The organism is Streptomyces sp. NPDC057623 (genome assembly GCF_042800355.1).
GTDB lineage: Bacteria > Actinomycetota > Actinomycetes > Streptomycetales > Streptomycetaceae > Streptomyces.
In genome coordinates, this window is sequence record NZ_JBHVGZ010000025.1 from 46130 (window position 1) to 56398 (window position 10269).

Genomic DNA, 10269 nt, shown 5'->3' on the forward strand with positions numbered 1-10269 from the left:
CCGGGCCGGTCCTCCAAAAACCGGTGACGATCAAGGACCGCAGGCGGTGATCAGCGCGGTCACCTCCTCGGACACGGCCTTGGCCAGCACATCGAGATCCGGTACGGCCTCGGCGTCGGCGACGAGCCCGTAGTGGACGCGCCCGCGGTACGTCGAGATCGCGATCGCCAGGGAGTGGCCGCGGGCCAGCGGGGCGAACGGGAAGACCTCGGTGACCTGGTGGCCGCCGAGCTTCAGGGCGATACCGGGCAGCGGCACGCTGGTGACCAGGATGTCGAACCAGAGCCGGGCGGCCTGGCCGACCAGCGGTCCGCCAAGCCGGTGGCCGAGCGCCGGGACGTGGTCGGCGAGCAGGGCGACGGCGCCCGCGCCCCGGTTGGGGCCGGCGTCCTTGTTGCGGTCCATGGCCGTACGGACCGTGGCGAGGCGGCGCAGCGGATCGGGGTCGTCGACCGGAAGCCGTATCAGGTACCCGGAGAGCCGGTTGCCCTGAGGGTGCGCGGTGCGGGGCCGGCGCTTGGAGACGGGGATCAGGGCGCGCGGCGCGACGCCCTCGCTGCCGTCGCCGCGCTCGTCGAGCCAGCGGCGCAGGGCGCCCGCGACGACGGCGATCAGGACGTCGTTGACGGTGCCGCCGACGGCCTTGCGGACCACGTGCACGTCGTCGATGTCGACGACGACTCCGGCGGTGCGGCGGGTGCCGCTCGGCTCGGCGGTCAGTGCGGACGACGAGCGCATGGCCAGGGTCGACACGGCGACGGAGGCTCCGATGTCGAGGGCGCGGCCTACGTCCGACAGGGCGCCGCGCACCATCCCCGGCAGTCGGCGCACATCCGGGACGCGACCGCCCCTGGGCTCCTCGGGGCGGGGCTTGCGGGCCGGCATGTCCATGGGGTCCAGGACGGCTGCGGCGAGCGTCAGCGCCCGCAGTCCGTCGGCGAGGGCATGGTGGAACTTGAAGAGCACGGCGAACGACACGCCGTCCTCCCCCGGCAGGACATGCGCCTCCCACGGCGGTCGGCCGCGCTCCAGCGGGCGCTCCATGAGCAGGCCCGCCGCCGCCTGGAAGTCGGCGGTCGGGGCATGCAGCCGCACATGGTCGAGCGGATCGAAGTCGGGGACGGGCTCGCGGGTGGCACCGCCGAACGAGAACGGCTGGAGGAGGCCGAACGGCTGCCAGGCGTCCCGGATCCGCATCCGCAGTCCCGGCACAGCGGCGGCGCGGGCGGCGAGCAGGTCGGCCGCGTGGGCGCCGGCGGTGGGCGAGTGGGCAGTGAACACGCCCAGCGCGGCCAGGTGCATGGGGTGTTCCGCGGACTCGATGTTCCAGAACGCCAGGTCGAGAGGTGCGAGCAGGTCAGAAGTCAATGGCTTGCCTCGCGTCGACGAAGGGTGGACCAGCAGTCAATCGCCCTCTGGCGATTACAGTCAAGTACGATCAAGCTACGCTCAGTTAACAGCAGATTAAGTCCCGCCCCTTACGAAAGGGGCGGGACTCATGGTGCATATGAGGTCACTTCAGCACGGGTAGCGGCACCGGGCATCCCGACGGTGTCACCCGGGAGGCGTCATGGATGAGCGCCTCGTGAGCGGACCTGAGCCGTTTCGCGTCCGGTTTGAGCACGGCACGGTCATAGGTCAGGAGCCCGTTCAGCTCACCCTCGACGTCGGTCGCCAGGTCGACGGCGCCGGCGCCGCCGTCGGCCCCGAGGTTCAGCCCCGACCGGTTGTCGACCAGCCGGGTCGGGTCCCAGGGTTGAAGGTGACCCACTTGATCACCGACGGGCCACTGACGTGCTCGTCGATCAGATGCATGACAAGGCTGGGGTACAGGCCAGTCCCGGTGTCGGTGCCGCCAGGGCTCAGGGCACCCGCTGCCCCTTGCCCAGCGCGATCACCCCGCCCTTGGAGACGGTGTACAGCTCCGAGTCCCGCTCCGGGTTGACGCCGATCGTCGCACCCGGAGGCACCTCGACGTTCTTGTCGAGCACGGCTCCGCGCACCACAGCGCCCCGCCCGATGCGCACGTTGTCGTGCAGCACCGCCCCCTGCACCACGGCCCCCGGGTCGACCACGACCCCCGGCGACAGCACGGACCGCGTGACCTGTCCGCGGATGAGGCACCCGGCGCTGATGATGGACTCGCTGGCCATGCCGCCGGCGTTGAAGCGGGCCGGGGAGAGCTGGTTGGAGTGGGTGTAGATGGGCCAGCTGCGGTTGTAGAGGTTGAACGCGGGGCGCTCGGCGATGAGGTCCATATGGGCGTCGTAGTACGCGTCCAGGGTGCCGACGTCCCGCCAGTAGCCCCGGTCGCGGTTGGTCTCGCCGGGGACGTGGTTGGCGCTGAAGTCGTACAGCTGGGCCTCGCCCCGGTCGGTGAGCTGCGGCAGGATCGAACCGCCCATGTCGTGCACGGAGTTGCGGTCCTCGGCGTCCCGCTGGAGCGCCTCGATGAGGGCCTTGGTGGTGAAGATGTAGTTGCCCATCGAGGCGAACACGCACTCCGGGTCGTCCGAGAGGCCGGGCGGGTCCGCGGGCTTCTCCAGGAAGCGTTCCACCGTCAGGCCGTCCGAGCCCGGGCTGATCACGCCGAAGGACGAGGACTCGCTCCGCGGGACGCGTATCCCCGCCACCGTCACGCCCACCCCGCTCTCGATGTGCTGGGCGAGCATCTGGCGCGGGTCCATGCGGTACACGTGGTCGGCGCCGAACACCGCGACGTACTCGGGGCGTTCGTCGTAGACCAGGTTCAGCGACTGCAGGATCGCGTCGGCGCTGCCCAGGTACCAGCGCGGGCCGAGGCGCTGCTGGGCCGGGACCGGGGTGACGTAGTTGCCGAGCAGGCTGGACATCCGCCAGGTCGTGGTGATGTGCCGGTCCAGCGAGTGCGACTTGTACTGCGTGAGCACGCAGATGCGCAGGATGTCGGCGTTGACGAGGTTGGAGAGGACGAAGTCGACCAGCCGATACGTTCCTCCGAAGGTGACCGCGGGTTTCGCGCGATCCGCGGTCAGGGGCATCAGGCGCTTGCCCTCTCCGCCCGCCAGTACGATTCCGAGCACCGAAGGTCCGCCACGACGCATGGCCGCTCCCCTCACCCTGGTTGGTCCCAGCCTGCCCCTGAGCAGCGCGCGCTAAGCCTGTTTGAGGATCTCCCCGTAGAGCCGGACCGTCCGCCGGGCGACCGCGTCCCAGCCGAACTCCCCCACCGCGCGCTCCCGTCCGGCCTCGCCCATCCGCCGGGCGGTCTCCCGGTCCCCGACGACCGAGTCCAGCGCCCGCGCGAGGCCCGCCTCGAAGTCGTCGTCCAGCGGGACGAGCAGGCCGGTCTTGCCGTCCTCGACGACCTCGGGGATGCCGCCGACCCGCGAGGCCACCACGGGAGTTCCGCAGGCCATCGCCTCCAGGTTGACGATGCCGAGCGGCTCGTACACCGACGGGCAGACGAACACCGCGGCGTGGGTGAGGAGTTGGATCACTTCCGGGCGCGGCAGCATCTGCGGGATCCAGTGCACACCCTCGCGGACCCGGCTCAGCTCCTGGTAGAGGTCGCGGAACTCCTGGTCGATCTCGGGCGTGTCGGGCGCTCCGGCACACAGCACGACCTGCGCGGCCGGGTCGATGTCGCGTACCGCGCGCAGCAGATGGGGCACGCCCTTCTGGCGGGTGATGCGGCCGACGAACAGCACATACGGGCGGTCGGCGTCGAGGCCGAAGCGCGCGAGGACGTCGGTGCGGCGGTCGGGCCGGTAGAGGGTGGTGTCGATGCCGTTGTGGACGACGTGGACCCTGGCCGGGTCCAGCGCGGGATAGCAGCCGAGGATGTCCTCGCGCATCGCCCCGGAGACGGCGATCACCCCGTCGGCGGACTCGATCGCGGTGCGCTCGGCCCAGCTCGACAGGGCGTATCCACCGCCGAGTTGCTCGGCCTTCCAGGGGCGCGACGGCTCCAGGGAGTGGGCGGTCATCACATGCGGGATGCCGTACTGCAGCTTGCCGAGGTGGCCGGCGAGGTTGGCGTACCAGGTGTGGGAGTGCACGAGTTCGCGGCCCTCGAGGCCGGCCGCCATCGCGAGGTCCACGGAGAAGGTGCGCAGCGCGTCGTTGGCGGTGTCGAGCGCGGACCAGGGGCGGTGGCGCTGCACGCCCACCCCGCGGCCCTCGCCCCAGCAGTGCACCTCCAGGTCGACGAGATCCCTCAACTCCCGGGCGAGGAACTCGACATGGACACCCGCGCCGCCGTACACATCCGGCGGGTACTCCCGGGTCAGCAGTCCCACACGCACCCGGAACCCCCTGTTCTCAGCGGCTGGTTGCCCTTTCATGGTCACCCAGATGAGGCGCGTGGGGAAGAGCGCGGTGCTCGTGTGAAGCAACAGTCGCCGCACACCCCACCGCCCGGCACCCGGTAGTAGAGGCAGCAGCTGCGGCGCCGGAACGCGGTCCCGGTGAGGGTGCCGGTGCCGGCGAGGAGGGGGTGGCCGAAAAGTTCCGCGGTCAGGGCGCGGGTGCGGGCGGCGGCGTCGGTACGGCCGTCGGCGCGCGCCCACTGGTCCAGTTGCCGGGCCGCGCCCGCGAGCGCCGACCCCGCGTTGCCCCACAGCAGACCGGAGGCCACGCGGTAGCGGGCGTGCAGGGCGGCGGTCAGTGGTTCCAGATGGGCGTGCAGGACGACGTCCGCGAGGGTCGCCGGGTCCGCGGGCAGCGGGTGCACCTCGGTGAGCCAGAGGTCGTCGGGGGCGCTGCCTTCGGGGTCCCAGCGCAGCAGGCGCGGGTCGAGGTCGGGGATCCGGCCGTACAGGACGGCGCAGCCGAGCGTCACCGACCACAGCCGGGCCGCGAGGCCCTGCTGGGCGACGGAGGCGGCGATCCGCGGCTCGGGGGCGCGCAGGGCGTGCGCGACTTTCCGGACGCGGAGCTGCAGGGGACTTCCCTGAGGGTCCGACGGGGGTTCTCCGTACGCCTGCGCCAGGGTCGGAAGTGGCCGAGGGCCGGCCCCTGCCGTGCGTAGTACGAAGAAGCCGCCGAGCGGCCGGAGCGCGGGGAGATCGGGGTCGAGGTCCACGAAGAGCAGTAGTACCAAGGCCCGTCGGGGTCATCACCTGGGGGTCTTCCTCAGGGGTCACCCGCCTGGGGGATGAGAACGGCGCCGTAATACTCCATCGGCAGTACGACACAGTGGGTGCTCTGGTACGACGACGGGAAGAGGATTTCGCGGCATCGTGTTGGTTATGAGAGCCGACCGTTCACCGCGCCGGGGTCACCGCCCCCGCCTCACGCAGAGGAGCAGCTCATGAGCGCCCTCGCGTTGTCCGTGCTTCTGTCGCTCATCTCCGCGGTCGCGTACGCGGGAGGGGCGATCGTGCAGGAGCGCGTCGCGGTGTCCTCGCCGGGGCAGCAGTTCGCGCCGATGCGTCGGCCGGGCTGGTGGGCGGCGGTCGCGCTGAACGGCCTGGGCGGGCTGCTGCACGTGGTGGCGCTGGCTTTCGGACCGCTGAGCCTGGTGCAGCCGCTGGGTGCTCTGACGATCGTGTTCGCGCTGCCGATGGCGGCGCTGTTCGTGGGCCGCAAGGCCGGGTCGACGGCGTGGCGGGGCGCGATCATGGCGACGGTGGGCCTGGCCGGGCTGCTGTCCCTGGTCGGCTCGTCGGAGTCGCAGTCGCTGGCCACGGCCGAGCGGGCGGGCGTGGCCCTGGTGACCGGCGGCCTCGTCGTGGCGCTGATGATCGCGGGCCGTGCGGCCCACCGTCACCCGGCGGTGCGCAGCATGCTCCTCGCGACCGGGTCCGGCATAGCCTTCGGCATGTCCTCGGTGTTCACGAAGGTCGTCGCGGTGGACTGGAACGGCGGGGTGTCGATGGCCGACGTGCCCGCCCTGGCCACGATAGGCGTCTTCGCCACGGCCGGTCTGCTGCTCTCCCAGGCCGCCTACCGGGGCGCGGGACTCGCGGCGCCGCTGGCCATGCTGACGGTGGTGAACCCGGTCGTGGCGGCCGCGGTCGGCATCACGATGTTCGGCGAGACCTTCCGGTACGGAACCATGGGCACGGTGCTCGCCCTGGGCTGCGGTGTGGTGGCGGCGGGTGGCCTGATCCTGCTGACGACGGAGCGGATCGCGCGCACGGAGACGGTGACCGCGGCGGCACCGCCCGCGGCGGAGACCCTGCCGGCACTGCCCGAGCCGACCCTGCGCGGGGAGCTGCTCGCCGGCCTTCCGGAACAGGCCGGGGCGGTGCCCCGCGAGCAGATCCCGGTACGGGACGGGGACGACATCGTCGTACCGGACAGGATCGACGGCATCCTCATACCGGCCCAGCTCGCGGAGGGCGCGCACGAGGACGGCGAGCCGCCGCACCCCGCGAGCGAGCCCCCGAACCTCTACGGCCCCTTCTACGGCGGCCCCTACGTGCCCACGCCGGTCCTCGACCGGCACCGCATCCGCGTCAAATCCTGACGCCACCGGCCCGGAGGTACGCCACCGGGTCGATGTCCGAGCCGAAGGCGGGCCCGGTCCGCACCTCGAAGTGCAGGTGCGGGCCCGTGCTGTTGCCCGTGGACCCGGAACGGCCGATGCGCTGGCCCGCCCCCACCGACTGCCCGTCCTTGACGGAGATCGCCGAGAGATGGGCGTACTGGCTGTAGCGGCCGTCGGCGTGCCGGATCACCACCTCGTAGCCGAAGGAGCCGCTCCATCCGGCGCTCACGACCCGCCCGGCCCCGACGGACTTCACGGACGTACCGGTCGGCACGGCGAAGTCGACGCCGGTGTGGTAGCCCTTCGACCAGGACGAACCTGCCTTGCGGTAGGGGGTGCCCGAAGCGGCGCTCACCGGGGCGACCAGCGAGCGGCTGCTCGTCGTGGCCTGCTCCTCCCGCTTCTGGTCCCGCTCCCCGGAGGTCTTCCCGGGCGAGCGCTCGGGGGTGGACTTCGGTGGGGCCGTCGTCCCCGCGGGCTTGCCCCGCACGGCGAGCCGCTGCCCCGGCCGGATCAGGTCGGGGTCCGCTCCGACGGTCTTCCGGTTCGCCTCGTACAGGCCCCGCCAACCGCCCCTGACCTTCTGTGACTCGGCGATGCCGGAGAGGGTGTCGCCGTGCACCACGGTGTACATCTCGGCCGTGCCGGCCCGTGACTGGGGCGTGGTCTGCGGCTGGACGTCCTGGACGGAGGTCTTCTGGCCGGTGCGGCCGGTGTCGCGGGTACCGGCCGGGTGGATGTCGGGCGTGTCCCCGCCCCGGGTCAGCCCGGCCCGCACCGAGCACTGCGGCCAGGCGCCGGGCCCCTGCCCGTCGAGCACCTTCTCGGCGACGGCGATCTGCTGGTCCTTGGTGGCCAGATCCGCGCGCCCCGCGTACCGGGTGCCGCCGTAGGCCTCCCACGTCGACTGGGCGAACTGGAGTCCGCCGTAGTAGCCGTTGCCGGTATTGACGTCCCACCTGTTGGTCGACTCGCACGCGGCGACCTTGTTCCAGGTGCTCACGTCGGCCGCCTGTGCGGCGCCCGTGCCGATGAAGGGGAGCGCCATCCCGGCGCCACCCGCGGTGACGGTGAGTGAGGCGCGGTTGATTCTGTTCGGCTGGTACCTGCGGTGCCGACCGCGTACGGCCATGACGGAGCCCCCCATTGACATGCGTCAGGAGGGGCAAAAGTAAGCGCTGCGAACAGGCCATGACAAGACGGCAATTCAGCCGCCTCTTCACGCCAAGTGGCGAGGAACCGGCGCACGTTGCCCGGCGCACGAACGGCGCCCCGGGACGGCTGAGTGCGCCGGGGCCTTCCGTGCGTATCTGCCTGCGCGACATCGCGCCACCCCGAGTGTGCGGCCGGAGTACCGGCACGTCAGGATGGACGATGGGGCAATACTGGCGGGCATGACCGGCACCGCTGATATATCGAGGTCACTAGGAGCCAACGCATGAGCACTTCGGCGCAGATCGGCGTCACGGGTCTCGCGGTCATGGGCCGCAATCTCGCCCGCAACTTCGCCCGCAACGGCTACACGGTCGCGGTCCACAACCGGACGCCGGCGCGTACGCGGGCGCTGGTGGAGGAGTTCGGGAGCGAGGGCGAGTTCATCGCGGCCGAGACCGCCAAGGACTTCGTGGCGGCGCTGGAGCGGCCGCGGCGGCTGGTGATCATGGTGAAGGCCGGCGAGCCGACCGATGCGGTGATCCAGGAGTTCGCGCCGCTCCTGGAGCCCGGCGACATGATCATCGACGGTGGCAACGCGCACTTCGCCGACACCCGGCGCCGGGAGCGTGACCTGCGCGAACAGGGCATCCACTTCGTCGGCATGGGCGTCTCGGGCGGCGAGGAGGGCGCGCTGCACGGGCCGAGCATCATGCCCGGTGGCCCGAAGGAGTCGTACGACTCGCTCGGCCCCATGCTGGAGAAGATCTCCGCGAAGGCCACGGACGGGGCGCCCTGTGTGACGCATGTCGGTCCGGACGGTGCCGGGCACTTCGTGAAGATGGTGCACAACGGCATCGAGTACGCCGACATGCAGCTCATCGGCGAGGCGTACCAGCTGCTGCGGGACGTCGCCGGGTACGAGCCCGCCCAGATCGCGGAGATCTTCCGCACCTGGAACCGGGGCCGGCTGGACTCCTACCTGATCGAGATCACGGCCGAGGTGCTGTCGCACGTCGACGCCGCGACGGGCAAGCCGTTCGTGGACGTGGTCGTCGACCAGGCGGAGCAGAAGGGCACGGGCCGGTGGACCGTGCAGATCGCCCTCGACCTGGGCGTGCCGGTGTCCGGGATCGCGGAGGCGGTCTTCGCCCGCTCGCTGTCCGGGCACGCGGCGCTGCGGGACGCGTCCCGCGGGCTGGCCGGGCCCAAGGCGTCGCCGCTGAGCGAGGCTGAGGCGGGGGCGTTCGCCGACCGGGTCGAGCAGGCGCTGTACGCGTCGAAGATCGTGTCGTACACGCAGGGCTTCCATGAGATCGACGCGGCGCGCGCCGAGTACGACTGGGACATCGACCTGGGTGCCGTCTCGGCCATCTGGCGCGGCGGCTGCATCATCCGCGCGGCGTTCCTGGACCGGATCCGCGCGGCGTACGACGCCCGCGCCGACCTGCCGAGCCTGCTGTCCGACGACACGTTCGCGCAGGAGATCGCCGCGGCCCAGGACGACTGGCGTGAGGTGATCGTCGCGGCGACCCGGCAGGGTGTGCCGACGCCGGGCTTCGCCGCCGCTCTCGCCTACTACGACGCCCTGCGCGCCGAGCGGCTGCCCGCGGCGCTGACGCAGGGGCAGCGGGACTTCTTCGGTGCGCACACATACCGGCGGACCGACCGGGACGGCTCGTTCCACACGCTGTGGGGCGGGGACCGGTCGGAGGTGTCCGGCTGACAGACGCGGCGCGGGAACGACGGGCGGCCCCTGGGCCGCCCGTCGCCTGTCCGCGGGCGTCACGTGCCCCGGCCCGGCCGCTCAGCTGAGCGGCGGTCCCGGCTCGGGGTTCGGCACCGGTTCGGGGCCCGGCGGTACCGGCGACGGGCCCGGCTCCGGACCCGGGTGGGGGTTCGGGGGTGGCATGGGTGCCGGGCCCGGGGGTGGCTCAGGGGTCGGTACCGGAGGCGGTCCGGGGGTCGGTACCGGGGCCGGTTCCGGGTGCTGCGGGTCCGGGCCCGGAGTCGGGCTCGGATGGACGGGGTCCGGGTGGACCGGGTCCGAGTACGGGGTCGTCATGGCGTCCTCCAGCCCATCGGTACATGTCGGCTCTGGACTACTCCCCCGCGTACCCGGGGGTCGCTCCGGCAGTCACTCGCCCGAGTCGGCACGGGAGCCCGGTCGGGCCTGACGCGGGTGCAGAACCGCCGCGCCGGCCGCCAGCCCCGGGCGGGGGCTGGACAGTACGGGCACCGCTGTCGTCGCCAGCCGCTGGGCCCTGGCGATGGAGACCTGGGCGAGGACGATCGCGTCGGCGTCCTCGGTCCCGTCCGCCGCGGCTGCCACCAGACGAGCGCAACCGTCGACGTCACCCGCCTCGAAGCGCTCCCACGCCCCCTCGACGAGTCGCGTCCGCACCTCGACGGGGCGCCCCGCACGGCGGGCCTCCTCCTCGATCAGGGACACCGTCGGACCGAACGTGCTCCGCACGGTGGCGAGGACGACGATCCGGGCCCCCTCGGCCACGGCGGCCGCCGCCCCCCACCCGTCCCCCCCCCACACCCGTCCCCCCCCCCCATCGGGAGCCCCCTCCCCCAACCCCCCCACTATCTAACAAGTGCACAACACCACCCCCACCCCCCGCTCGCCCCCCCTC

At 72.3% G+C, this 10269-nt stretch carries 7 protein-coding genes and 2 pseudogenes; 2 read left to right on the plus strand and 7 right to left on the minus strand.

The genetic code is table 11. The features are described 5' to 3' along the window. Positions 1 to 30: 30 nt before the first annotated feature. From ACFU95_RS24845 to ACFU95_RS24865, 5 genes and pseudogenes are all read right to left on the minus strand, one after another. Complete coding sequence (locus ACFU95_RS24845) at positions 31 to 1368, minus strand: wax ester/triacylglycerol synthase family O-acyltransferase (RefSeq protein ID WP_383831452.1); 1338 nt, start codon at positions 1366 to 1368, stop codon at positions 31 to 33. A 145-nt stretch (positions 1369 to 1513) separates the two neighbouring features. Continuing rightward, positions 1514 to 1830: pseudogene (locus tag ACFU95_RS24850) on the minus strand (hypothetical protein); the annotation flags it as partial. A 32-nt stretch (positions 1831 to 1862) separates the two neighbouring features. Further along, on the minus strand, positions 1863 to 3083 hold the full coding sequence (gene glgC, locus ACFU95_RS24855) for a glucose-1-phosphate adenylyltransferase (protein WP_383831454.1): 1221 nt from the start codon (positions 3081 to 3083) through the stop codon (positions 1863 to 1865). Between the two features lie 51 nt (positions 3084 to 3134). After that, positions 3135 to 4286, minus strand: coding sequence for a glycogen synthase (gene glgA, locus ACFU95_RS24860; protein WP_383831456.1), 1152 nt, complete (start codon positions 4284 to 4286; stop codon positions 3135 to 3137). Positions 4287 to 4327: 41 nt separating this feature from the next. Further along, positions 4328 to 5083, minus strand: coding sequence for a (2Fe-2S)-binding protein (locus ACFU95_RS24865; RefSeq protein ID WP_383831458.1), 756 nt, complete (start codon positions 5081 to 5083; stop codon positions 4328 to 4330). 210 nt (positions 5084 to 5293) lie between these two features. Between ACFU95_RS24865 and ACFU95_RS24870 the strand changes: the two genes are divergently transcribed. Then, the gene (locus tag ACFU95_RS24870) at positions 5294 to 6454 is read left to right on the plus strand and encodes a DMT family transporter (protein ID WP_383831460.1); all 1161 of its coding nucleotides are present in this window, start codon (positions 5294 to 5296) and stop codon (positions 6452 to 6454) included. Here ACFU95_RS24870 and ACFU95_RS24875 read toward each other — a convergent pair. Further along, positions 6444 to 7607 carry a transglycosylase family protein gene (locus ACFU95_RS24875; protein WP_383831462.1) on the minus strand — a complete coding sequence of 388 codons (1164 nt, stop codon included), beginning with the start codon at positions 7605 to 7607 and terminating at the stop codon, positions 6444 to 6446. The genes ACFU95_RS24870 and ACFU95_RS24875 overlap by 11 nt on opposite strands. Before the next feature lie 306 nt (positions 7608 to 7913). On the opposite strand from ACFU95_RS24875, the gene gndA reads away from it, so the two are divergent. Further along, complete coding sequence (gndA, locus tag ACFU95_RS24880; RefSeq protein ID WP_383831464.1) at positions 7914 to 9353, plus strand: NADP-dependent phosphogluconate dehydrogenase; 1440 nt, start codon at positions 7914 to 7916, stop codon at positions 9351 to 9353. A gap of 411 nt (positions 9354 to 9764) precedes the next feature. Here gndA and ACFU95_RS24885 read toward each other — a convergent pair. Then, positions 9765 to 10269: pseudogene (locus tag ACFU95_RS24885) on the minus strand (arylsulfatase); the annotation flags it as partial.

Excerpts from the sequence above, each read along its gene's own strand:
- glgC (WP_383831454.1), bottom strand. The coding sequence starts at position 3,083 with ATGCGTCGTGGCGGACCTTCGGTGCTCGGAATCGTACTGGCGGGCGGA.
- ACFU95_RS24870 (WP_383831460.1), top strand. The coding sequence starts at position 5,294 with ATGAGCGCCCTCGCGTTGTCCGTGCTTCTGTCGCTCATCTCCGCGGTC.
- ACFU95_RS24875 (WP_383831462.1), bottom strand. The coding sequence starts at position 7,607 with ATGGCCGTACGCGGTCGGCACCGCAGGTACCAGCCGAACAGAATCAAC.
- gndA (WP_383831464.1), top strand. The coding sequence starts at position 7,914 with ATGAGCACTTCGGCGCAGATCGGCGTCACGGGTCTCGCGGTCATGGGC.